This is a genomic window from Jeotgalibacillus haloalkalitolerans (assembly GCF_034427455.1).
In the GTDB taxonomy this organism is placed as follows: Bacteria; Bacillota; Bacilli; order Bacillales; family Jeotgalibacillaceae; genus Jeotgalibacillus; species Jeotgalibacillus haloalkalitolerans.
The window spans coordinates 179,360-203,221 of record NZ_JAXQNN010000005.1 but is presented as its reverse complement, the minus strand read 5'-3'; the positions used below and the strand labels follow the sequence as shown (position 1 = coordinate 203,221).

The 23,862-nt window shown below is 43.4% G+C and carries 20 protein-coding genes; 17 read left to right on the top strand and 3 right to left on the bottom strand.

Features of this window, described 5'->3' with window-relative positions; genetic code table 11:
- Window positions 1-143: 143 nt before the first annotated feature.
- From UFB30_RS13980 to UFB30_RS13965, 4 genes are all read left to right on the top strand, one after another.
- Window positions 144-2,297: an ATP-dependent helicase gene (locus UFB30_RS13980; protein ID WP_322422312.1), complete on the top strand. Its 2,154-nt coding sequence runs from the start codon at window positions 144-146 to the stop codon at window positions 2,295-2,297.
- Window positions 2,298-2,385: 88 nt separating this feature from the next.
- Complete coding sequence (locus tag UFB30_RS13975; RefSeq protein WP_322422311.1) at window positions 2,386-2,523, top strand: hypothetical protein; 138 nt, start codon at window positions 2,386-2,388, stop codon at window positions 2,521-2,523.
- Complete coding sequence (locus tag UFB30_RS13970) at window positions 2,507-3,325, top strand: GNAT family N-acetyltransferase (protein ID WP_322422310.1); 819 nt, start codon at window positions 2,507-2,509, stop codon at window positions 3,323-3,325. The genes UFB30_RS13975 and UFB30_RS13970 overlap by 17 nt, the downstream gene beginning before the upstream one ends.
- Before the next feature lie 39 nt (window positions 3,326-3,364).
- Complete coding sequence (locus UFB30_RS13965; protein ID WP_322422309.1) at window positions 3,365-3,922, top strand: hypothetical protein; 558 nt, start codon at window positions 3,365-3,367, stop codon at window positions 3,920-3,922.
- A gap of 244 nt (window positions 3,923-4,166) precedes the next feature.
- Here UFB30_RS13965 and UFB30_RS13960 read toward each other — a convergent pair whose 3' ends face one another.
- On the bottom strand, window positions 4,167-5,591 hold the full coding sequence (locus tag UFB30_RS13960) for an NAD-dependent succinate-semialdehyde dehydrogenase (protein ID WP_322422308.1): 1,425 nt from the start codon (window positions 5,589-5,591) through the stop codon (window positions 4,167-4,169).
- 305 nt (window positions 5,592-5,896) lie between these two features.
- Between UFB30_RS13960 and UFB30_RS13955 the strand changes: the two genes are divergently transcribed.
- From UFB30_RS13955 to UFB30_RS13930, 6 genes are all read left to right on the top strand, one after another.
- Complete coding sequence (locus UFB30_RS13955) at window positions 5,897-6,541, top strand: MOSC domain-containing protein (protein WP_322422307.1); 645 nt, start codon at window positions 5,897-5,899, stop codon at window positions 6,539-6,541.
- Window positions 6,542-6,556: 15 nt separating this feature from the next.
- A complete protein-coding gene (locus UFB30_RS13950) occupies window positions 6,557-7,480 on the top strand; it encodes a DMT family transporter (RefSeq protein WP_322422306.1) in 924 nt (307 codons plus the stop codon).
- A 249-nt stretch (window positions 7,481-7,729) separates the two neighbouring features.
- Window positions 7,730-9,433, top strand: coding sequence for a methyl-accepting chemotaxis protein (locus UFB30_RS13945; RefSeq protein WP_322422305.1), 1,704 nt, complete (start codon window positions 7,730-7,732; stop codon window positions 9,431-9,433).
- Window positions 9,434-9,551: 118 nt separating this feature from the next.
- The gene (locus UFB30_RS13940; protein ID WP_322422304.1) at window positions 9,552-11,414 is read left to right on the top strand and encodes an LTA synthase family protein; all 1,863 of its coding nucleotides are present in this window, start codon (window positions 9,552-9,554) and stop codon (window positions 11,412-11,414) included.
- Between the two features lie 15 nt (window positions 11,415-11,429).
- Entirely contained in the window at window positions 11,430-12,269 is an 840-nt protein-coding gene (locus UFB30_RS13935; protein ID WP_322422303.1) for a DUF1206 domain-containing protein, read from the top strand.
- A gap of 140 nt (window positions 12,270-12,409) precedes the next feature.
- The gene (locus UFB30_RS13930) at window positions 12,410-13,789 is read left to right on the top strand and encodes a Glu/Leu/Phe/Val family dehydrogenase (protein WP_322422302.1); all 1,380 of its coding nucleotides are present in this window, start codon (window positions 12,410-12,412) and stop codon (window positions 13,787-13,789) included.
- A gap of 157 nt (window positions 13,790-13,946) precedes the next feature.
- On the opposite strand, the gene UFB30_RS13925 is transcribed toward UFB30_RS13930, so the two are convergent.
- Window positions 13,947-15,212: a S8 family peptidase gene (locus UFB30_RS13925; RefSeq protein WP_322422301.1), complete on the bottom strand. Its 1,266-nt coding sequence runs from the start codon at window positions 15,210-15,212 to the stop codon at window positions 13,947-13,949.
- Window positions 15,213-15,594: 382 nt separating this feature from the next.
- Here UFB30_RS13925 and UFB30_RS13920 point away from each other — a divergent pair, with 382 nt between their 5' ends.
- Window positions 15,595-16,095: an SdpI family protein gene (locus UFB30_RS13920; protein ID WP_322422300.1), complete on the top strand. Its 501-nt coding sequence runs from the start codon at window positions 15,595-15,597 to the stop codon at window positions 16,093-16,095.
- 378 nt (window positions 16,096-16,473) lie between these two features.
- Here the strand turns inward: UFB30_RS13920 and UFB30_RS13915 are convergent, their stop codons facing one another.
- Window positions 16,474-16,908, bottom strand: coding sequence for a peptidylprolyl isomerase (locus UFB30_RS13915; protein WP_322422299.1), 435 nt, complete (start codon window positions 16,906-16,908; stop codon window positions 16,474-16,476).
- A gap of 138 nt (window positions 16,909-17,046) precedes the next feature.
- On the opposite strand from UFB30_RS13915, the gene UFB30_RS13910 reads away from it, so the two are divergent.
- The 6 genes from UFB30_RS13910 to UFB30_RS13885 all read left to right on the top strand — a co-directional run bounded on the left by UFB30_RS13910 (window position 17,047) and on the right by UFB30_RS13885 (window position 23,678).
- Window positions 17,047-17,970 (top strand): proline dehydrogenase family protein, encoded by a 924-nt coding sequence (locus UFB30_RS13910; protein ID WP_322422298.1) that lies wholly within the window; start codon window positions 17,047-17,049, stop codon window positions 17,968-17,970.
- Window positions 17,971-18,024: 54 nt separating this feature from the next.
- Complete coding sequence (locus UFB30_RS13905) at window positions 18,025-18,573, top strand: superoxide dismutase family protein (protein WP_322422297.1); 549 nt, start codon at window positions 18,025-18,027, stop codon at window positions 18,571-18,573.
- Between the two features lie 408 nt (window positions 18,574-18,981).
- Window positions 18,982-19,968 carry a LacI family DNA-binding transcriptional regulator gene (locus tag UFB30_RS13900; RefSeq protein ID WP_322422296.1) on the top strand — a complete coding sequence of 329 codons (987 nt, stop codon included), beginning with the start codon at window positions 18,982-18,984 and terminating at the stop codon, window positions 19,966-19,968.
- Between the two features lie 158 nt (window positions 19,969-20,126).
- Window positions 20,127-21,560 carry a PTS transporter subunit EIIC gene (locus tag UFB30_RS13895; protein ID WP_322422295.1) on the top strand — a complete coding sequence of 478 codons (1,434 nt, stop codon included), beginning with the start codon at window positions 20,127-20,129 and terminating at the stop codon, window positions 21,558-21,560.
- A 13-nt stretch (window positions 21,561-21,573) separates the two neighbouring features.
- Window positions 21,574-23,034 (top strand): glycoside hydrolase family 32 protein, encoded by a 1,461-nt coding sequence (locus UFB30_RS13890; protein WP_322422294.1) that lies wholly within the window; start codon window positions 21,574-21,576, stop codon window positions 23,032-23,034.
- A 161-nt stretch (window positions 23,035-23,195) separates the two neighbouring features.
- The gene (locus UFB30_RS13885; protein ID WP_322422293.1) at window positions 23,196-23,678 is read left to right on the top strand and encodes a YjdJ family protein; all 483 of its coding nucleotides are present in this window, start codon (window positions 23,196-23,198) and stop codon (window positions 23,676-23,678) included.
- The last annotated feature ends 184 nt before the right edge of the window (window positions 23,679-23,862 follow it).

Below are 23,862 nucleotides of genomic sequence, written 5' to 3'. Positions count from 1 at the left end.
TGATCCAAGCCGGAGCTGCAGCAATCCCTCCAAATGAATGCCATATCACCCCGACCCAACACAATATGACCATCTCCCCCCTGCTCAAAAACCCCAATCAGTGTTACGATAATCACAGAATAGATTACAGGAGACGAACGGATATGGCAGATTATTTTACAAGAAAGAAGAATGAGATTGGCGTTAATCTGAATGAGGTGCAAAAGCAGGCTGTTCTCCATGGGGACGGTCCGCTTCTGCTGCTTGCATCTCCGGGGTCTGGTAAAACGACGACCATTATGATGCGGATCGGACATCTGATTGAGGAGCGAGGTGTGGATCCAGTCCGTATCAAAGGTGTTACATTCAGTAAAGCAGCCGCGGATGATATGAAGCAGCGCTACAAAAGAATGTTTCCGGCATTACCTGAAGTGGATTTTTCGACGATTCACAGCCTGGCATTTGCAGTAGTCCGTGATTATCTGAGAAAAGAGAATAAAGCCTGGCAGCTGATTGAAGGACCTGTGGAAGACCCGGCTGATTATACAGCCAACAAAAAACTGCTGTTACGCACGTTATTCCAGCGCTTTAACAAGGAAGCGATGACAGATGATCAGCTTGAAGACATGTCAAATTACATCAGCCTCATTAAAAACAAGCTTCTGCCGAGAAAAAAATGGAGCATAGTTACATGCGAGGTCACGAATGCAGAGCAGATAGCAGCTGAGTACGAAGCGGTAAAACGAAAAGATCCGGAAAAGCTGCTGCTTGATTATGATGATATGCTCACCCTGGCACTTGAAGCGTTTGAGTCGGACAGGAAGCTTTTAAAAAAGTATCAGCAGCGCTATGATCACCTGCTGACAGACGAGAGCCAGGATACCTCACTCGTTCAGCATGCCATTGTTGAAAAACTGGTTGAGCCTCACCAGAATCTGTGTGTGGTAGCGGATGATGACCAGTCGATCTATACTTGGCGTGCTGCAGAACCGCAGTATCTGCTTGATTTTAAAAAGGTATATCCTAAAGCAAATATCTTAATGATGGAGCAGAATTACCGGTCCACACCTGAGATTGTGAATGCGGCGAATGAATTTATTAAACGGAACAAAAACCGTTATGAAAAGAATATGTTTACTGAAAATGATGAGGGAGAGCCTGTCAGCATCAAGGTATTTCCTGATTATGAGGATCAGGCAGCCTACCTTGCACAGGAACTCTCAAAGCTTGAAGACTACAGGGACGCTGCCGTGTTATACAGAACCAACAGCTCTTCCATTCTCATCATGAATGAACTTGAACGTGCCCGGATTCCGTTTTATATGAAGGATTCAGATGTACGGTTTTTCAGCCACTGGATTGTAGAAGATATCCTGAATTTTATGCGTCTTACATTTAATAACACACGCACTGATCTATTTGAGAAGATTTCAATGAAGTGCCTCGGCTATGTGACGCGCCAGCAGCTGTTTGAGCTGAAAAAGCAGCCGGAGGAAGGCAGCGTTTTTGACAGGCTGCTTGCCCTGACCTCGCTCAAGGATTATCAGCGTAAGCAGATTAATGGACTGAAGCGTGCTTTTGAAAGAATGGAAGGCGGCGAGCCGTACCGCGTGATCCGACTGATCAGAGAGCAGGCGGGCTATGATCGTGCACTTGAGAAGATGAGTGAAAACCTTGGATTCTCTATCGAATATCTGCATGATGTTCTCTCTACATTGGAACAGATTGCGCAAAAGGAAACAGGAATGGTTGCTTTTGCAAATCGTCTGAAGCAGCTGGAGTCATTACTGAAAACGTCGAAGTTCAATAAACACGAAAATGCTGTCACACTTTCAACGCTTCACAGCTCCAAGGGTCTGGAATTTAAAAAGGTGTATATGCTTGATCTGATTGCAGACGTCATTCCTTCTAAAAGTGATGTGAAGGAGCAGGACAAGGGAAATAAGGATCCGATGGAAGAGGCAGCGCGGCTGTTTTACGTCGGAATGACGCGCGCCGAACAGGAGCTTGAGCTGCTTTCATATAGAAACAGAGCAGGCAGTAAAACAAACCCCTCACCGTTTTTACTGAGAGTTAATAAAATTATTAATCCGCCTGAAGCGCAGCAGGTGGATGAAAGCAGGATGCCTCAAAATCCGAATGCAATAAGAAGAGTTTCAGACCTTGAAGTGGGAAGGAAAGTGAAGCATCGCGTATTCGGTACTGGACGGATTGAAGGTTTTTCAGAAGATGGACTTGAAATTAAATTCCCTAAAGGTACAAAACGTCTCGCGCTTGATCTGTGCCTGACGATGGGACTGCTGGAACCGGTTGAATGAAAGGACTGCCAAACTAAGGCAGTCCTTTTTTCAAAATTTGCAGGGAATTATATCAGCTAAATGGAAATAAAAGGGGAGAGGTGAGATCATGCGCGAAGTTGTCGGAAAATGTATCAGATGTGGAAAAACGGTTTATTGTGCGGATGGCTTCCTGGACGGGATCTATCACGAAAAAGATCTGTATTGTCACCAGTGCTGGGAGGAAATAAATGATGAAGACAGCTGAACAAGCGGCAAACCGAATTGCCGCTGCAAATAAAGATGCAGCGCAATACGTCGGGTACTGCGGAACTGATGCAGACGAAATTGCAAAAACAATCCATGAGGAGATCGCAGAAGAACATATTTACTGGTTCAATGATGATCTGCTGATCCTTGATTATGAAGATGGAAGCGGTGAAATGTGGGGGCCGTTTATTAACAGTAGCGGCGCAGACTGGTCAGAAAGAGCGAACAATCTGCTAAATATGATTCCAGAAGGCACTACACTGTATGGCTTTTATGGACACGAAAATTCCAGTGCAATTGAATGGATGAACAGTCTCGGAGCTGATCAAAAAGGAGAAGAAGTCATACTGAAAGCCAGTCAATTCACTCCTGGGAAGTCAGCAGAAACTATGGAAATCAAAGCATTATCAGATCATGAATTCAGTGCTTTTGAACAGCTGCATCATCAGGTTTTTCCGGAAACCTACTATGATGCTAAAACAATTTTAAACAGAGCAAACCCAAGCCGTCCATTACTGGCAGCGATCGATCAGGGTCAGTTCATCGGGTATATCTATGCCGAATCAGATCCGGAATTCGGCGAAGGTTCAGTAGAGTACCTGGCTGTTAATGAAGCCGCAAGAGGGAAAGGAGCAGGCTATACACTCCTCAGGTCAGTCATGCAGCTGCTGCTTGAAGAGCAGCAGATCAAAGAAATCAGCCTCTGCGTTAGCAAAAACAACCAAACCGCCATCAGACTATACCAGCGTGCGGGATTTCATATCGAAAAGGAACTACTTTATTTCAAGAAAAATTATTAATTTAAATACAGTAATTTTAAAACTAGGAGATATAAATTATTGGACAGATCATTATTTGAAATGCATTGGCAGTATTATTTATCAATTGAAAAAATGTTAGTGAAAACCAACCAATATGTTACACATTCTGATAAAAACAAAAATACTTATTCAGATGAGCTTGCCTCTATATTACTGTTAGCATGTTCGGAAATTGATTCGTTACTTAAACAACTTTGCAAAAATTATGGTGTGCAAAGTAAAGGTAAGTATTTCTCGATGGAGGATTATGCTAAAGTAATTGAAAAAAATATGAGTAATGAGTTAGGTTTAGCAACGGGTATAAATACTATAAATGATGATGATATATTAATTTTTCCTTTTGAGGAAATTAATTCTTCAAAACCATATGCTAATTTAAGTTGGTGGGAAGATTATCAAGCAATTAAGCATGATAGAATTACAAATGTTTTTAAAGGTAATTTAGAAAATGCAGTAAGTTCTGTTGCGGCTCAACACATTATATTAAGAGAATTAATAAAGTTTATTGATAAATCTAATGGACAAGAACACTTGAAAAAAAACTATTGGTCTGAATATTGGATTCCATGTGTCTGATAACTTTAAGTTAAACTGGGCTTAGAAGATTCGTGGTTACTTTTTAATGAATAATAGGCGAATGGAGCAGAAGGCGGGGACTCCGGGACGATTAGTGGGAAGCTGAGACCCCACAGGCGAAGCCGAGGAGGCTCGGCAACCACCGTCCGGAAAGCCTCCGCCTGGCGCGCAGTGAGCCAGTTTTAATTTAAAAACAAAAAAAGGTGAAGCGAATTTCAATCGCCCCACCTTCCTTAAAAATATCCTATTCATCCAACCCGACCGAAATAAACTTCGTCTCAAGAAACTCCTCAATCCCCTGATGGCCACCCTCACGTCCAAGACCACTCTGCTTAAACCCGCCAAACGGTGCTTCAGGAGCAGAAGGCAGACCATCATTCAGTCCGACAATGCCATACTCAAGCTGTTCACTGATACGGATGCCTTTTGAAATGTTTTCAGTAAACACGTAAGCCGCAAGTCCATAAATTGAATCATTCGCACGTTCGATTGCTTCTTCTTCAGTTTTGAAAGTAGTAATTGGTGCAACCGGTCCGAACGTTTCTTCATTCATGCAAAGCATATCGTCCGTGACACCGGAGAGAACCGTCTGCTTGAAAAACAGACCATCACGCAGTTCACCGCCCGTTTCTACTGTCGCGCCTTTTTCTTTCGCATCTTCGATATGTTCTTTTACCTTCTCGATTGCATCTTCATTAATGAGTGGTCCAAGGTCAACGCCTTCCTCAAGACCGTCCCCGAGTCGTAAGTTTTCCACTTTTTCAGTAAAACGTTTTGTAAATGCCTCTGCAATATCCTCATGTACATAAATACGGTTTGCACAAACGCAAGTCTGACCTGCGTTTCTGAACTTCGTTGCAATCACACCGTCTACAGCTTTTTCAAGATTTGCATCATCCATCACGATTGCAGGTGCATGACCGCCGAGCTCCAGTGAGATTTTTTTCATGGTGTCAGCTGCACCCTTCATCAAGGACTTGCCGACTTCTGTTGAACCTGTAAATGTCAGCTTTCTGACCCGTGTATCTTCAAGCCAGGCTTCACTGATCTCTGACGATTTGCCTGTGACAACATTCAGTACGCCGTCCGGGATTCCTGCTTCTTTCGCCAACTGAACGAGCCGCAGTGCAGTCAGTGGGGTTGCAGTAGCCGGCTTAATGACAGCTGTACAGCCGGTTGCGAGTGCAGGTGCCACTTTTCTGGTGATCATGGCTGCAGGGAAATTCCACGGCGTAATCACAGCTGTCACGCCAACAGGCTGCTTATGGACAAACAGGCGTCTGTCTCCTTTTGATGAAGGGATCGTCTCACCGTAGACACGCTTTCCTTCTTCAGCAAACCACTTGATAAAGCCATTTGCATAGGATATTTCGCCTGCAGCTTCCTTCAGCGGCTTTCCCTGTTCAATGGTCATCAGACGTGCAAGTTCATCTGTGTGCTCATCAATTAAATCTGCCCATTTCATTAATAATGCACTGCGCTCATACGTATTACGTCCTGACCAGTCTTTAAAGGCATTGTGGGCTGCATCCACAGCTTTCACCGCTTCTTCTTTTCCACCCTTAGGCACTGTTGCAATGGTTTCAGTCGTAGCCGGGTTGATTACGTCAATTGTTTCAAGATCCTGTCCGGTTTCTTCACCGTTAATAATAAGATTGTATGTATCCATTTCCATCACTCCTGATTTTTTGATTTACTCTTTCTCTACCCTGTTCATTTTCAGTTCAATCTAAAAGTGAGGTATACTGTACTTATTTAGTGGGCTCTGTTAGAGTAGGCTGTTGCTTGCAGCGAGAGGAGGACGCTTTCCGTGGCCGGGCGGTGAGCCCGCAGGCTTCGCCTAGGCCTCACACGTCCTTTCCTGCCACAGGAGTCGACCCCTTCTGCTTCAATCAACATCTGTGCAAAAACAATAATGGACTTTAATAAAGCCATTAAATAAAAGAGAAACAATTTGAAATTCAGGAGGATTCAATGACAACTTTTAAAGTTCTTGCCATACATACTGCTAAAATTACGGAGCTTACATTTGGTAAAAAAACGTTTCCGAGTGCGCTGTTAAAGCAGCCGATTGAGAAGGGAATGTTTTTATCTTACACGGGTCTTGCTGAAGATGAGCAGACGCCTGAACACCATGGCGGAACGGAAAAAGCGCTTTGTTTGTATCCGTATGACCATTATTCATTTTGGGATGGGTGGATGGAGATGCGTGACGGGGCGGCGCTTTTCGGTGAAAATATTACAACTGAAGGGCTGCATGAGCAAAACACCCATATTGGTGACAGGTTCGAATTCGGTGAGGCAATCATTGAAGTGACTGAGCCGAGACAGCCATGTTTTAAAATCGCAGCCAGATATCATAAGCCGGAATTGATTGTCCGTATGAGGGAATCAGGATATACGGGCTTTTATTTCCGGGTGCTAAAAGAGGGAACCGTTAAGCCGGGGGATGTGTTAACATGTGTCGAACGGGATCCTGCGCGTGTATCAGTGCATGAAGTAAACCAGCTGTTATTCTCTTCTGCACCGAGGGCCAGCCAGTATGACCGTGTACTTGAAGCAAAGGCACTTTCTAAAACGTTAAGACCAAAATTAATACAAAAACGTAATCAATTATAGAAATCAGGTGAAATGGTGACACAATCCAATGCGTATATATGGCTCGTGTCCATTATGGTGGCATGGGGGCTGAATGTGGTAGCCCTGAAAGTATTAGTAGATGAATTTTCGCCTGTAGCGATGACATCAATGAGGATTCTGACGGCCGGAGCGGTGGTGCTTTCAGTCCTTGCACTGCAGAAAAAGATGATTATGCCGGGGATCAGAAATATTGGCGTCATTTTGCTGATCAGCTTATTCAATATTGTCGGTCATCATTATTTTCTGTCAGTTGGGCTGAAGGGAACAACAGCAGTAAACACCGGGCTCATTCTCGGACTAATCCCGATTCTTACCGCAATTGCAGCGGTTATTTTTCTGAAGTCGCGTCTTACATTGCTTAAATTTGGCGGGATCATCATTGGCTTTTCAGGTGTATTTCTTGTTATGGCCGCCGGGAGCAGTGGCGATATCCAGGTAGCCGCCGGAGACTGGTATATCTTAATGGCTGCTGTCACGCAGGCGATCAGCTTTGTTTTAATTAAAAAAATTTCAACGGATCTGGATGTATTTGTACTGACGGGCTGGATGATGGTATTTGGAGCTGTGATGCTGGGTGTCATCAGCCTGCTTTCAGAGCCGGGCGGTTATCAGACGCTGCTGCAGGGAGAAGGCTATCATTATGCAATCTTTTTCAGTTCAGCTTTTATTGCAACCGGGATCGGGCATATGATTTACAACAATGCAATCCGTCTGATTGGACCGAGTGAATCAGCTGTTTTTACTAATTTGAATTTATTGTTTTCAATTACTGGCGCTGCACTGCTTTTAGGTGAGCCGGTCTATCTTGGACAGATTGCCGGATTTGCACTTATCGTTGCAGGTGTACTGGGCGGAAGTGGTGCTGTTGACCACTGGTTTCAGAGAAAGAAACCACCACAGACCAGGGCGCATCCTTAAAAAAGAATCATATATGCTTACATTGACCAGTCGATAAAAGGCTGGTCATTTTTATGATGTAAGTAGGAGTTTAAATAAAAATATTAGAATCAGAAATCATCACTTAAATTATTTAGTAAGTCTAAAGAACTAATTTTATTAAGAAAAAAGGTTTATAATTTTCTTTCAGTGGTAGTTAAGTATTAATCTATCATTCTTTATAGTTATAAAGAATGATAGATTAATACTTGATTGAAAAGAGGTATGCTGATGAAATGGTTCCGGGACTTATCGATTGGGAGTAAGTATGCGATCACTGTATTCATGACGATATTATTTTTTGTCATCACCGCTGTGATTCTATTTGTTCAGTTAAAACAGATTGAAGAAAACGCTGCAGAGGTGGATCGCCGGAGTGAAAGGTCTGTCACCTCAATTTATTTAGGCGGAGTATTTAGGGCGATGGATGTACGTGTAGCAGATTATGTAAGTCTGGGGGACCAAAGGTATATAACGGAATACGAAGAGGAAAGTGAACTCTTTGATACATACGCCACTAGTTTGCAGGAAGGTCTTACTGATCCAGGTCAGATCAGTATCTTTGAAAATATTATTGCAAATAAAGAAGCGATGGATTTGATTTTTACGAATGAAATTATACCGAATTATTCGGACGATCGAAGTGATGCATTAATTGCTTCAAGGGTAGCTGCACAGGAATTAAGAGGGACGACAGCGGGTCTGCTGGAGGAATTAACCGGTTTAGTGATGGAAGACAGTGCGGCTGCGACGGCGGAGGCCAGAAGTTCTATTGCCACCAGTATAACTGTGATGATCATAGCAGTTGTTTTGTCTATTTTGATCAGTTGCATCACCTTGTTCCTCATCAGCCGTAGCATCAGAAGCAAGATGAATCGGGTGGTAGGCCTTGCGGATGAAATTGCAAACGGCAACCTGACAGTTGAAGATATGGATTATCAGAGTAAAGATGAAATTGGTCAGCTGAGCACTTCATTCAACACAATGAAGGGGAATTTAAAACAGCTGCTCACCCAGGTGTCAGCTGTTTCAGACACTGTTCATTCCCAGAGTGAAGTCCTTAGCCAGTACGCAGACGAGGTGCAGGAAGGCAGCCACCAGATTGCTTCTACTATGCAGGAGCTTTCAAGTGGTGCTGAAGAGCAGGCGCACTCCTCTTCAGATCTGTCTGAAAAAATGAATGACTTTTCTGCAGTGATGAGTCAGGTTGAAGAAAATCAGAATCAGGTCAAGGCGAACTCTGACTCGATGATGTCTTTTACAAATGAAGGCAGTAAAGCGATGACGGAATCAGTAGAGACAATGGCAGCCATTGATGAGAAAGTAAAAGGGTCACTCGAAATGGTGAAGGGACTTGATCAGCAGACAACGGATATTGCCAAGCTGACTGAAGTCATTCAGCAGATTGCAGATCAGACCAATCTGCTGGCACTGAATGCAGCAATTGAAGCGGCGCGCGCAGGTGAGCATGGTAAAGGGTTTGCCGTTGTAGCTGATGAAGTCAGAAAGCTTGCTGAAGGTGTGACAACCTCAATTGCAGATATTACGAATATTATCGGCGGCATTCAGAAGGAAGCGAAAAAAGTTGTCACGTTTTTAGAAGATGGCTATGAAATGGTAGAAGACGGTACAACGAAAATCTCTCATACCGGCGCACTGTTTGGTGAATTGAAAACAACCATTGACCGTGTGTCTGATCAGGTGGGAAGTGTAACAGGCTCAATTAATGAAGTCATCCAATCAACACAGGTGATGAATTCATCCATTGAGAGCATTGCATCTGTATCAGAAGAATCAGCTGCCGGCATTGAGGAAGTGTCAGCCACATCACAGCAATCAAGTGCTTCCATGGAAGAAGTGAACCGGAGCGCACGTTCACTTAAGGATGAAGCGGTTCAGCTGAATGATCTGTTAAAGCAGTTTAAATTAGCATAAGCGAATAAGAGGCGGGAATATTTTTTCCTGTCTCTTTTTCTATGTGAAATTCCATATTTCATGCAGATTACATCTACTTTACATAGGGTAAAGGATAACACGGAAGGGAGGTCGTCAATTGAAAAAAGCATGGCTGATGTATGGAGACTATCTGATTTTTATACTTATTTTACTTATTAAAATGATCATCGTAGGACCTGCGACAGGTACTTATTTCGGTATTCATTTATTTTTTGTTAGTCTTGGTGCCATTATACTGATTTCTTTTTGGTCTCTATGGATTTCACCACGCATCAGACGCTGGGTTTTATTTTATCTGAGTATATTGCTTACGATATTAATCGCGTCTAATATATGGTATTACCGTTATTTTACAGATTTACTGTCTGTTGCGCTGATTATTCAGATCCCGCAGATGGGTGCAGTTGGAGGTGGCCTTGAGGATTTAATTTACCCGGCAGATTTTCTGCTGTTTGCAGATTCATTCATCTGGGCTGCGCTGCGGTTAAAGGACCGGAAAAGAAGCTTTGCTGATTATCCGGCGAAGAGGCGCTCCAAAGCTGCATTAATCGCTGCTGTAACTGGTATCGTTCTGTTTTTTACTCCGCTCGTCATCAGTGCAGCAGATCGGGATGAATGGCTTGTGCAGGATTCATTATCTAATATGCGTAATTACTTCAAGCTCGGAATGATCGGTCACCATATACTTGATATAGGAAGAGAGCTGGATGATCAGTTCATTGAAGAGAAAACGCTGACTGCTTCTCAGTTAAGTGAGATGCAGCGCTTTTTTGACAGTAATCGTGCAGGGTCAGCTGATGAAGCTTTAGACGGAAAGCCCAATGTGATCGTGATTCAGCTGGAATCCTTTCAAAACTCTGTGCTGGATCAGGAAATCGATGGTCAGGAGATTACTCCATTTTTAAATGACTTTAAAAATGAAGTCATGTATTTTCCTAACTTTTATCATCAGACACATCAGGGGAGAACCTCGGATGCTGAATTTATTCTGAACACTTCATTTTATCCATTAAAGGCAGGGTCGGTTTATACAAGATATCCTGATCATTCATATGATTCACTCCCTGAAAAAATGGAGTCAGCAGGCTATGAAACGGCAGCCTTTCATGCGTTTGAAAAAACATTCTGGAACCGTGATGAAGTATATGAAAACTTTGGATTTGATCATTTTTACAGCATCGCGGATTTTCCAGAAGGGGATATCATCGGTCTGACGTTAAATGATGAAGATTTCTTTTTATCATCAGTTGACCGGATGGTTGAGATGAATGATCCATTTTACGCTTTTATGGTGGCGTTAACGAGCCACACACCATATGACTTTCCAGATGATAAAAAAGAATTGAATCTGGACAGTCTTGAAGAAGAAATTATTCAGAATTACTATCACAATATTCATTTTGTAGACCGGGCATTTGGTTCAATGGTTGAAAAGCTAAAAGATGAAGGAATATGGGAAGACGCACTGGTGGTTGCTTACGGTGACCATGACAGCGGGCTTCAGGAGCCTGAAAGAGACATGGCCGAGATGGCTCAGGCGGAATCAGCGGTTGATTACCTGAATCTCGGGAGGAAGGTGCCGTTATTTATGAAGCTGCCCGGCATGCAGGATGGCAGCGTGATGGAACAGACCGGGGGACAAATGGATATCGCGCCAACGATTTTGTCATTACTCGGACTGGATAAAGGGTATATGATGGGTAATTCCCTGTTAAGTGAAGACCCGAGATTGACTGTATTCAGGGATGGTTCATTTATCTATGATGACTATTATTATAAAGCTGATCTGACAAGCGAGAGAGAAAATGGAGAATGCTACAGCCTTGATACTGAAGAACCAGCAGACAAATCGAATTGTTCTCAGATGCTGTATGAAGCAGCTTCCCATTTAAGAATGTCAGACACGATTATTAAGAAAAACGGTGTTGGTCAGCTTCAGGGACAAAATATTGAGGAATAAAAGGAGAGGAAAATCATGAGTCAGCTGACAATGAAATCAAATGACACGTCGGAGGAAGTGAAACCATGGGTTCGCCGGTTGGGACGTTTCGGTTATATGTCTAAAGGTGCGGTATATGGCATTGTAGGAATACTTGCACTGCTTGCTGCACTTGGAGTAGGCGGCGAAACGACTGATACATCAGGTGCGCTTCAGCAGGTCGCGACACTTCCATTTGGAGAAGTTCTGCTCTGGATCGTCGGGATTGGGCTTTTCTTTTATGTAATGTGGGAAATTGTACGTGCAATATTCGACCCTCAGCATAAAGGCAATGATGCAAAAGGAATTGCTACAAGGATTGCCTATGCAGTGAGCGGTGTGATTTATGCCGGGCTAGCTGTATCCGCTCTTCAGATTGCGATGAATGCAGGGAGCGGTGGAGGAAATTCAGAACAGACGATCTCCGCTATGCTGCTTGGTCAGCCTTTTGGTCAGTGGCTTGTCGGTATATTAGGTGCGGGCGTCATTATCTACGGGTTATATAACATTTATACAGGTTATAAGGAGAAGTTTATGAGCAAGCTGATCATAAACGATATGAGTGAAAGTGAGAAAAAACTCGCACGTAAATCTGGAAAAATTGGTCTGACTGCCAGGGGCGTTGTGCTGGCAATGGTGGGATTCTTTTTCATACAGACCGCCATTACATCAAATCCGGATCAGTCAAAAGGGCTTGATGGCGCACTGGGAGAAATCGCTTCACAGCCATACGGACAGGTACTGCTTGGTCTTGCAGCAGCAGGTCTGGTTCTGTACGCAGTCTATGAAATCATCAGAGGAAGATATGCAAGAATGAACTTTGGGAAAAATGAATAAAGCTTAGTTGCAAACAGTTAGTCAGGTGCACCGGATGAGGGGGAGAAATAAAAAGCTCCACCTCATCTCTTTACATATACAGTTCATTTAGGGTACCGTCATTGTAAGGATATTTCACTACATTCAAGGGGGAATGGAACATGCAATATCAGACAAGATCAATCGTACAGGAATCTTTAGATGCACTGATGGATGATAAAATGTTTTTGCCGGATCTTCTAAACGGACCGAGAAAGAAAGCGTTCTCATCTTTAGGGGCAGTGTTATCTACACCTAACAAGATACATAAATCCTTTCTCAGAATCGTTCTTGAAAAAGGCGAAATTGTGCGGATACCTGCTTTCAGGGTTCAGCATAACAATGCAATGGGTCCCTATAAGGGAGGAATTCGTTTTCATGAATCAGTAAATGAAGATGAAGTCATTAACCTGGCGTTTCTGATGACCCTGAAAAATTCACTTCACGATGTACCATTTGGTGGGGGAAAAGGTGGAGTAGTCGTCAATCCGCGTGAATTTACCACAAAAGAACTGAACCTGATTTCTAAAAAATATGTTCAATATTTTGCTGATGTCATTGGTCCTGATAAGGATATACCTGCGCCTGATATGGGCAGCGGGGAGCGTGAGATGGACTGGATGATGGGAGAATATAAAAATATTAAGCCGGGCCAGCCTTACAGAGGAAGCTTTACGGGTAAGAGCGTGATTAACGGAGGTTCTCTTGGCAGACGCGAAGCCACAGGTAAAGGGGTTTATTTCACATTCCGCTACCTGATGTCTGATTTTATTAAAAAGCAGCAATCATGGCTTGAAAAAACGGGCAGCCCCTATGCAAAAACAGCCCTGTCGCTATATGAAAAACCTTTGAAGGTAGCGGTTCAGGGGTTTGGTAATGTAGGGTCAGTGACGGCACTTGAGGCTTTTAAATGCCAGCAGCTGCAAAATAAAGTAATCGCAGTCAGTGACCGGAATTGTACGCTTTTTAACGATGACGGGCTGGATATACCTGCACTTGTTTCTTACACTGCTTCAAATCAGGGGGATCTTCCTCATACAGATGAGCAGCTTAAAGAAAGCGGTGTTCAGGCTGACATTCTTCATCGTGATGATGTGCTGACGATGGATGTGGATGTTTTAATGCTTGCAGCACTCGAAGAGCAGATCCATAACGGAAATAAGGATAAAATCAAGGCAAAGGTCATTGTTGAAGGTGCCAATGCCCCGGTAACAGCAGAAGCAGATGACTACTTAAATGAAAAAGGTGTCATTGTGGTTCCTGATATTCTTGCTAATGCCGGCGGGGTGATTGTGTCATATTTTGAATGGCTGCAGGGAAGGGAAACACAGTTTTATTCAGAAGAGCAGATCTATAAGAAACTTTACGATAAAATGCAGGGGACAATGGAGACAATTCTTCCTAAATACTTCGGGGACCCGCATTCTCTTCGTGAAAACTGCTACATTCATTCAGTGATGAAGCTATCAACCGTTTTATATAAGCAGGGAAAACTGTTTTAAATAATAAAAAAAGGGCTGTCCATTGAAGCGATTCTGCTTCCTTTGGACAGCCTTTAAAATATGTGTAAAGGGGGTAAAATAGAGTGTTACTATGCTGAATTTGGCAAACGCGAGGGGCAACCCGCTATATGCCGGACCTGACTATCGTACAGGTCAATTAGTTCACTTTTGCAAAACCGAATCCTGAAGCATAATCATCGCCGTAAGCAGCGCCGTATCCGCCAAGGATATCGTTCGCTTTTGCACGGTTTTGAAGCACTGTACGCAGCTGTGTATGAGAGTAACCAGGGTTAGCAGCCCATACTTTCGCAGCAAGACCTGCTACGTGTGGTGTAGCCATTGATGTACCGCTGATTGTGTTATAACCGCCACCAGGCCATGTTGAGTAGATTGCAGCACCTGGCGCTGAGATTTCAACGTCACCCTGCTGAATGAAATAGTCACCATCAGTTGCAGCATATCCACGTGATGAGAAGTCTGCTACGCGGTATGTACCGTTCTGCTGACGATTTTCAAGAGCAGCTACTGCAATTGCATTTGTCAGAGCGCCAGGGTATCCGATAGAGCCCTGGTTTGGACCTGAGTTACCAGCAGCAGCAACGACAAGTACACCTTTGCTGTATGCGTAGTTTACTGCATTTGTGATCAGTGAGTCCTGACCTGCAGAACCAAGTGACATGTTAATGACTGTCTTTGTTCCTGTAGCTGTTGCCTGATCAGCTGCGTGACGAATCGCTGCTGCGATGTCATCTGAATAACCTGATCCGTTATCGCCCAGTACTTTATAAGCCCAAAGATCTGCATCAGGTGCGACGCCGTAAATACCGGCTTTATCACTACCACCATCAGCAAGAGCAGAACCGGCTACGTGTGTACCGTGACCATTCGCATCATTACAAGCACCATTTACAAGTGGTGTAGACTGTGTGAAATCCTTACACTGTTCTACAGTGTTGACAAGATCATAGTGGCTTGTGAAAACGCCTGTATCAAGAACTGCGATATTGACACCCGCACCACCTGAAGTTGTTGTCTGGTTAGGGTTATTGTAGATTGCTTTAATTCCCCATGGTGTTTGCTGAGTCGGGTACTCCCCGGCCATTGTTTCATATTCACTTGCACGGACATCCGTTTCAAGCTGTACTTCCTGAACCTTTGTTACTTTGATATTTTTATTCTTCTGAAGTGCGTTGAACTGCTTTTCATTCATTTCAGTAGAAAAGCCGTTTTCGCTCAATTCCCAGCGGGGTTCATACTGTTCTTTCAGAGATTGCTTAGCACTTTTTGCAGAAGCACCAGTTGCCTCAACATATACTCTGAATGTTTCCTGACCTCTTTCCTGATCAGGTGCAGCACCTGCCACTGAAGGAACAGATAAGCTTGCCGCAAGCAATAAACTCATAAGCATACTTCTTTTCTTCATTTTCCCGACTCCTTTTTTCGTAATATTTTGAGAACAATTTCATCCTATCAGAGGAATCCGAGTTTGTTTATCGGGAAAATTTTCTCGTAATCTTATACATTAAGAATGAACTTTTTAAGATTTGTATAATCTTTTTTCATGTTTATTATGTAAATAAAACCATTAATGAAATAATCTAATGTCTGAATCGATCGTTATTTTCTTAAAATAGCCTGATTTTTTTGGGAAAATGTCGAAAATCGAACTAAAAAGAGTGAGTGATCATTCAGAAAAAATGTTGAGAAGCGAAGTGTTTTATTAAAAAAGCTTTTTATAAAGATGCAGGGAACGTTTAAAGGCGGTAATCGTATAATAGAGTAAGATGATTTAAGGGGGACATGTTATGCTTCATCCAAACAGACCAGTTATTCAAATCGAAAAACCTTTTTGGGCAAAACTATTCAGTCTGATTTCGCTGATCTTACTCGTGGTGGCTACAGCATATCTTGCAATTTCATGGGGAAACCTCTCAGATGTGATTCCGATTCACTTTAATGCAGCCGGTGAAGCAGATGGATTTGGCGGTAAATGGAGTGCAATCATGCTGCCGGTGATCGGTTTTGTCATGTGGGGAAGCCTAACTGCACTGGAAAGAGTGCCACATACTTATAATTATTTGGGGAAAATAACTGAAGAAAATGCAGAGAAGCAATACTTGAACGGTGTATTAATGATGAATGTCATAAAGAACCTCTGCGTGTTATTATTTGCTTATATTACATATGAACTTACGTTGATCGGAACCGGAGGCAGTGCAAATTTGTCAGCCGGGGTCATGCCTGTTTTTCTGACACTGTTATTCAGTTCAATGGGCTGGTTTATTTACAGATCAATTAAGCTGTGAGGAGGGATCATTTGCTATTCAGCTTTTTTGGGGGACAGTATGTGCCTGACGGATTCTACATTGTAGCTGGCATTCTGATGATACTCTTTATGATATTGGTGTACTGGTGGACAGATACGGATGATTGAATGAAATTAAAAAGTCTGTGTCAATTTATAAAGGTTATTACGTAAGACAATATTTATATTGAAATCCAAGTGTAGCGGAGCGTAAGGTGGCGACTCCAATGGGATGTGACGGACAGGTGAGACCCCGCAGGCGCGCAGCGACGAGGAGTCTCACCGCCGTCCCCGGGGAAAGCGTCCGCCTGAAGCGCAGCGAAACAATTTAAAAAGCTGAGACAATGTAATAATTGTCTCAGCTTTTTAAAATTTTTTATTAACCGTTCACGCGGATTTCGTTGATGCCTGCGCCCTGTTCCATACCTTGTGCATGCTCAAGACCTTCTGTTACTTTACCGAACACTGTATGCACGCCATCTAAGTGAGGCTGTGACTCGTGTACGATGAAGAATTGGCTGCCGCCAGTGTCTCTGCCGGCGTGAGCCATTGAAAGTGAACCTGGCTGATGACGGTGCGGGTTGCCTTCAGTTTCACATTTAATTGTGTAACCGGGGCCGCCAGTACCATTCTTGTTTGGGCATCCGCCCTGACTTACGAAACCAGGGATCACGCGGTGGAAGTTAAGACCGTCGTAGAAACCTTCATTCGCAAGCTTTTCAAAGTTTTGAACTGTACCCGGTGCTTCTTCAGGGTAAAGTTCAAAAGAAATTTTATGTCCATTTGTTAAATCAATGTAACCTGTTTTTGCCATTTTTAGCACTCCTTTAGTGTTTAGTCCAATCCCTATTTTATCACGCAGTGCTGTCAAAAGAAAATTTCAAATCCATTTGTTTTTAAAGAATCAATTAGGGAATTAGTAAAGAACTTGAAAGTAGAAGGAGGCTTTTTCATGATCATTGCATCTGCTTTAAATCAGTTCTTTACAACTCTGGCTTATAATCAGCTGTTCATTGATATTTCAAGACGTAACGGTATGGACCTTGGCGGTTCTCATTTTGTTGGCGGGGAAAAAACAGGTGATATGGTGAAGCAGGTTAAAAAGTTAAACAGTAACGGAATTGGTGCTACGATTGACTGTCTCGGAGAATTTGTAAAAACAGAGGAAGATACAAAAAAATATGTTGATAACTGCTTTAAAGCCATTCATGCCATCAGAGATGAAAAGCTGAATGCACAAATCTCACTCAAGCTTTTCAGTGTTGGACTGGAAGTTGGGAAAGAGACTGCGATTCGGAACATGGATGAAATTCTGAAGGAAGCAAAAAAGTATAATGTGTTTGTCACAATCAATATGGAAGAATACAAAAACTGCGAGGATATTATCTCTGTTTTTGAAACATTAAAAGAGAACCATGAGAACATTGGCATTGCATTGCAGGCGAATCTTTTCAGAACAGAGACTGACGTTGAAAGACTTGATCCCTTTTCTCCGGCAATCCGTTTTGTCAAAGGGGCCTATATTGAATCGCGTGATGTAGACATCAATAACAAATCATATGTAGATGAAAACTATAAAAAACTGGTCAAGACGCAGCTGTTGAAAGGGAATTATACACAGGTTGCCACACATGATAATGACATGATCGATTTTGTGAAACAGGTTGTAAAAGAGCATGACATTCCGAAAGAACAATTTGAATTCCAGATGCTTCAGGGTATGCGGGAAGAGAAGCAGAAGGAACTTGCTGAAGAAGGATGGAACATGGTTGTGTATGTACCGTTTGGTAAAGACTGGTACACCTATTTTATGAAACGCTTAGCTGAAAGACCGGCAAACATCGGTTTCACACTCATGTCGATGGCAAGAAGGTAGTTTAATTTATACAAAATCAGGACAGCCTATTGTTAGAATAGGAGGTCCTTTTTTATGAAAAACTATACGATTGGTCTTGTCATCAGCATGATTGCAGCAGGGCTCGGCGGGTGTCAGATGCTTCAGGACAGTACAGTTCCCGCGAGCGCAGTACCAGTGATTGAGTCTGAAATGGTGAACAGCGGGGGCGAAAAAATCGGAACAGCCACTTTTCAGGAGAGTGATGAAGGTGTCGTCATTCAGCTGTCTGTCAAAGGACTGGAGCCGGGAGAAAAAGCGGTTCATATTCATAAAACAGGTGTATGTACCCCACCTGAATTTGATTCTGCCGGCAGTCACTTTAACCCCGGAAAGAAGCAGCACGGGTTCGAGAATCCAAAGGGTTACCATGCCGGCGACCTGCCAAATCTGAAGGTTGATGAAGACGGTACGATTGACCTTGAATTAACTGTGAAAGAACTGACGCTTGAAAAAGACAATACGCATTCTCTGCTGGATGAGGATGGAAGTGCCATTGTGATTCATGAAGGTCCTGATGACTACAAAACAGATCCGTCAGGGAATTCCGGTGCAAGGATTGCATGCGGGGAGATTAATGGATAACAGGATTGGAAGATGGCACTTTGTGTCATCTTTTTTTGGATGCTTGGGTTTTGACTTTTCGTATCAGGTTGTGAGTTAAGACAGCATGTTTGAATCCTCAAAAAGGTGGCGGAATTAATCAGATTGGTGATTGAATCATCAGCAAAGGTGAGGTGAAAAAACCAGAGTGAATCAAAGGTGATGGAATAGGTGTAGAGGATCATAGAATAACCGCAAAAGGTGGCGGAATCATCCTGCAAGGTGATGTAATGACTGAAAGTCCGCCGCCACCGAACGCAATGCCGCCAGCGCCTCACCATCAGGCGATCACTCAGCCATCCTCTTACAACTGCTGTTTCACTACACCACTTACCTAAATCCCCAATTTCCGTTATGCTTAATTCAAAGAAACGATACGGAGAGGATTTTATGAAAGTCACGATTAATGACATCGCAAAACAGGCAGGTGTTGCAAAAAGTACTGTCTCCCGTTATTTAAACGGAGGGCGCATCAGCCAGAAAACAAGCGAAAAAATCAAACGGATTATTGAAGAGCATAATTATGAGCCGAACTCATTCGCCAGAAGTCTGAAATCCAGAAAGACAGGCTTTGTGGGAGTGGTGGCGCCTGCTCTGGATTCGTTTGTTACCTCTAAGATCCTGATCAGAATGGATGAAGAGCTGAGAACCCGCGGTTACACAACGCTGATCAGTAATACGAGTCACAGCATTGAAAGAGAAATCGAAAGTCTGCAGAATCTTCAGCGTCAAAAGGTTGATGGCATGATCCTGTTTGCAACGGAACTCACACCTGCACACTTTGAACTGATCGAATCCCTGACTGTACCTCTGTTAATCATCGGCCAGGAAACAGACCAGACCCACTGTATTGTATTCGACGATTTTCAGGCCGGCTATAAAATGGGGGAGTGTATTGCTTCAGCAGGGCATAAAAAAATCTCGTATATCGGGGTGGATGAAACAGATGTTGCTGTAGGTCAGCGCAGGAGAAAAGGAATTGAAACGGCCTGCAGAGACAATGGAGCTGAAGATATACAATTTTTCAGAAGCGGTTTTGACTTTGACAGTGCAATGCTTGCGGCTGAAAAAAGCCTGGAGCATTCACAGGCATCAGCCATTATTTGTGCGACAGATACCATTGCCTTAGGTGCAATGAGGGTAATCAGAGAAAAGGGCTACCGTATTCCGGAGGATATTTCAGTCAGCGGATTCGGCGGGTACACGGTATCCAAAATGATTCATCCTTCGCTTGTGACAGTTGAATTCGACTACCAGGAAACAGGTTATCTGGCAGCTTCTACAATTGTGAAGCTGATGCAGTCTGAGGAAGTTGATCAGCTTCAGCGTCCACATTTTAAAATCCGTGAAGGCGAAAGTGTAAAAGGAAAAAAATAGCGCTTACAAAAAGTCTTGCATTTTTAGAATTTCTGTTTTAAACTCATGTTGTGGAACCGGTTCTACAATCGTAAAAACCGGTTCTTATAAAAAGACTTAAAATGGAACCGGTTCCACTGTTTTTGCATAAAACCGGCTTTGTCGAAAGGAGAAACTTCATGAGTGGAAAGCTTCAAAAATACGAACCAACTGTTAAAGAAGTCATTCGTCTCATAGGCGGGAAAGAAAATATCCAGGGAGCGGCACATTGTGCAACGCGACTCCGGATCGTCACAGAAGATCAGGACAAAATTTCAGTAAAAGATATAGAGCAGCTTGAATTTGTCAAAGGCGCATTCATTGCAGGTGACCAGCTGCAGATTATTTTTGGCGCAGGCACTGTGAATGATGTCTATAAAGTATTTCAGCAGCAGGCTGGAATGGATGACATGTCACTTAGCGATGTCAAAGGCGCTTCAGCAAAAAAGCAGAATGCATTTCAGCGCGGGATTAAAGCGTTATCAGATGTGTTTGTACAGATTATCCCGGGGCTTTTAGCAGCTGCATTATTAATGGGGATCACCGGTCTGCTCAGTCAGCCTGGGGTGTTTGGAGAACAGTCAGTTGTAGACATGTTCCCTGCAATTACAGGTATTAACCGATTTATTCAGATTATGTCTACGGGAATCTTTACGATTTTGCCATTGCTCGTTGTATGGTCTGCTACTAAGAGGTTTGGCGGTAACCCCGTTTTAGGTCTTGTCATCGGGGCAATTATGCTTCATCCGGACCTTGGTAACGCCTATGCAGTGGCAAGTGGTGATGTTGATGCTGAAATGATCAACATTTTAGGATTGAATGTAGAGCTTGTAGGATTCCAGGGCGGAATTATCGTTGCCCTGCTGATGGGTCTTGTTGTAGCAAAGCTGGATAACTTCTTCACGCGTGTCGTTCCTGACATGATTAAGTTATTCCTGGCACCGTTTTTAACTGTAACGTTATCAGGTTTACTATTGTTCATTATCGTTGGACCAATTGGCCGTTTCCTTGCTGAAGGTTTGACGTCAAGTCTGCTATGGGCAACTGAAAACCTTGGTGTTGTTGGATTTGTTATTTTTGCAGGTGTGCAGCAGGTGATCGTAATTACAGGTCTTCACCACGTGATTGGCGCTGTGGAAGCACAATTGATCGCAGATACAGGCTTAAACTTCATTATGCCGCTGATGTCTGTAGCACTGATGGGACAGGGTGGCGCAGTACTTGGTTACCTTTACCTTCGCTGGCACGATAAAAAAGCGCGTCAAATTGGTATTTCATCTTTTGGATCGATTTTATTTGGTATTTCAGAGCCCGCACTGTTCGGGATTAATGTACGCTATAAATTTCCGCTGATCGCAGGCTGTCTTGCGAGTGCGATTGCTGGTGCTTATGTATTCTTCCTGAATATTAACGCACTTGGATTCGGTGCAACAGCAGTACCTGGTATTGCGATTGTATCTACCACTGGTGGCGGACACCTTCATTACGTGATTGCCAATGTAGCAGCGCTTGCATTAGGTGCAGTATTTACAGCGGCTTATGGAAAGGTGAAGAAACCAAGCTTTGATGTTTAAGAGGAGGACCAGTATGACCCGTTATTCTGAACCGAAATACAGAACAATTTTAGAGGCTGAAGAAGGAGAGCTTGAAGCTTTAAAAGAGCTGTCGGCTCATGATGAGTGGAAGCCATCCTTTCACATTCACCCTCAGTACGGACTATTAAATGACCCGAATGGCCTTGCGTGGTTTAAAGGGAAATACCATGTATTCTATCAGTGGTATCCTTATGGTGCATATCACGGGATGAAGCACTGGGCACACGTATCGTCAAAGGACCTTGCCCGTTTTGAGAGACACGACACGGCCATTACACCTGTTGAGGATTATGAATCCCACGGCGCGTATTCCGGCGCTTCACTGCAGGTAGGCGACGAACTGTATTTATATTACACAGGCAATGTGAAGTATGATGCAGAAGCAAGGGATGCACATCAGTGTCTGGCAATCATGGATGAGAATGGCGAGATTCGTAAGTACGAACACAACCCTTTGATTAAAAGTGTGCCTGAGGGTTATACAGGTCATGTAAGAGACCCGAAAGTATTTGAAAAAGAGGGGCAGTACTACATGCTGCTGGGTGCACAGCGGGAAGATCAGACCGGTGCAATTATTGTCTACGATTCTCCTGACGCACTGAACTGGACGTTTCTTGGGGAGCTTTCAGTGGACATTGACCTTGCCGGTTATATGTGGGAGTGTCCGGACTACTTTGAGATTGACGGAAAAGACTTTCTGATCTTCTCGCCTCAGGGAATCGAACCTGAAGGAGAAAATTATCATAACGTCTTCAACACAATCTATGTAGCCGGAACGCTTGATATAAAAGGTCTGTCATTCCAGGTGGATGAATATCACGAGCTTGATAAAGGCTTTGATTTCTATGCGCCGCAAAGCTTTGATGCAGATGGAAAGCGGCTATTGTATGGCTGGGCAGGTGTAGGGGAAGTGGACTTCCCGACTGATCAAAACAAATGGGCACACTGCCTGACATTGCCGCGTGAATTAGTGCGCAGCGGCAATCGTTTATTGCAGCGTCCGGCTGAGTCGCTTGAGCTGTTAAAAGGTGTAACTGTTGCACAAGGAGAAGTATCAGGATCAGCTGATATTGAGCTTGGAGATGAAAAGGCCTGGAGAGCAAAGCTTGATACAGAACAGATAAGCGGCTTAAAGCTTGAACTGTTCAGCTCAGATCAGGAACAGTTTATCCTCACGTATGATCAGGCTTCTAAAAAAGTAAAAGTGGATCGTTCGGAAATGAAGCATGTAACAGAGCCGCAGTTTGGCACAACGAGAGAAGTCACACTCTCACAGGACTTGAAGCAGCTGGATATCATCGTTGATCACAGTATTGCAGAGATCTTTGTCAATGATGGAGAAGCAGTTTTTACCTGCAGAGTGTTCCCTCTGTCAGAGCACAAACAATTAAAAATATCAGCAGATTCCAATGCAGCTTATGAGATAAATGGCATGAATCGTGGAATTGACTGAGGAATAATCATAAAACCTGGCAAAAAATCATGTAGATTTTTTGCCAGGTTTTTAGTTTGGAAAAATGTCAATTTGAACTGAACGTATCAGGAAATTTATGTTAAGGTAATATTAATGTGAATTGTAGTTCTAATTAATGAGACATGAAAGGAGTGAGATTCTTGAAGGGGTTTTCAACTCATTTAAGTGTTGCCATTACTTTTCTTGCAGTTGCAGCGGCAGGAACATGGTATGAGGGAAGTGCAATCATCGACGACCCATGGGAATGGGCTTACTCAACACCATTTTCCCAGCTGTTAAATGGAGAAGTACTGCATGCAGGACAGATTTCACAGCTTGATCATTTTGTATATGCAGCAAAATTTCAGCCTCTGCTTCCTATTGTTATGATGATAAGTGTGTTGTATATCGTTCTTCTGATTGCATATCGCACATTCCGGACTGACCTGAAGCGATGGATGATGCTGCTGTCCCTGACAGCCGGAATGTTTATAGTTGCAGGCGTTGCGATCGCAAACTCCCCGACAGCTGGCGGAAATGCCTTCTTTTACTTCTTCATGGGAGCCGGCGGATTAAGCCTGGCAGGCGTGATCATGTGCTGTTACTTACTGAATAGACTTAAAACGAAAGCAGCCATTTCTTGAAAGATGAAGAATAAACAATCTATTTTGTTGAGTTAAACAGTATATTGATTGGAATTTAATTGTAGTGGAGCGGAAATCGGCGGCTCGCGGAAAGGGACAGGTCATACGGCGAAGCCGGAGGGGCTCACCGCCCGGCCGCGGAAAGCGTTCGCCTGAAACGCAACGAAACGGTTAAGAGGCTGAG

Excerpts from the sequence above, each read along its gene's own strand:
- UFB30_RS13980 (WP_322422312.1), top strand. The coding sequence starts at position 144 with ATGGCAGATTATTTTACAAGAAAGAAGAATGAGATTGGCGTTAATCTG.
- UFB30_RS13975 (WP_322422311.1), top strand. The coding sequence starts at position 2,386 with ATGCGCGAAGTTGTCGGAAAATGTATCAGATGTGGAAAAACGGTTTAT.
- UFB30_RS13970 (WP_322422310.1), top strand. The coding sequence starts at position 2,507 with ATGATGAAGACAGCTGAACAAGCGGCAAACCGAATTGCCGCTGCAAAT.
- UFB30_RS13960 (WP_322422308.1), bottom strand. The coding sequence starts at position 5,591 with ATGGATACATACAATCTTATTATTAACGGTGAAGAAACCGGACAGGAT.
- UFB30_RS13955 (WP_322422307.1), top strand. The coding sequence starts at position 5,897 with ATGACAACTTTTAAAGTTCTTGCCATACATACTGCTAAAATTACGGAG.
- UFB30_RS13945 (WP_322422305.1), top strand. The coding sequence starts at position 7,730 with ATGAAATGGTTCCGGGACTTATCGATTGGGAGTAAGTATGCGATCACT.
- UFB30_RS13935 (WP_322422303.1), top strand. The coding sequence starts at position 11,430 with ATGAGTCAGCTGACAATGAAATCAAATGACACGTCGGAGGAAGTGAAA.
- UFB30_RS13930 (WP_322422302.1), top strand. The coding sequence starts at position 12,410 with ATGCAATATCAGACAAGATCAATCGTACAGGAATCTTTAGATGCACTG.
- UFB30_RS13925 (WP_322422301.1), bottom strand. The coding sequence starts at position 15,212 with ATGAAGAAAAGAAGTATGCTTATGAGTTTATTGCTTGCGGCAAGCTTA.
- UFB30_RS13920 (WP_322422300.1), top strand. The coding sequence starts at position 15,595 with ATGCTTCATCCAAACAGACCAGTTATTCAAATCGAAAAACCTTTTTGG.
- UFB30_RS13915 (WP_322422299.1), bottom strand. The coding sequence starts at position 16,908 with ATGGCAAAAACAGGTTACATTGATTTAACAAATGGACATAAAATTTCT.
- UFB30_RS13910 (WP_322422298.1), top strand. The coding sequence starts at position 17,047 with ATGATCATTGCATCTGCTTTAAATCAGTTCTTTACAACTCTGGCTTAT.
- UFB30_RS13905 (WP_322422297.1), top strand. The coding sequence starts at position 18,025 with ATGAAAAACTATACGATTGGTCTTGTCATCAGCATGATTGCAGCAGGG.
- UFB30_RS13900 (WP_322422296.1), top strand. The coding sequence starts at position 18,982 with ATGAAAGTCACGATTAATGACATCGCAAAACAGGCAGGTGTTGCAAAA.
- UFB30_RS13895 (WP_322422295.1), top strand. The coding sequence starts at position 20,127 with ATGAGTGGAAAGCTTCAAAAATACGAACCAACTGTTAAAGAAGTCATT.
- UFB30_RS13890 (WP_322422294.1), top strand. The coding sequence starts at position 21,574 with ATGACCCGTTATTCTGAACCGAAATACAGAACAATTTTAGAGGCTGAA.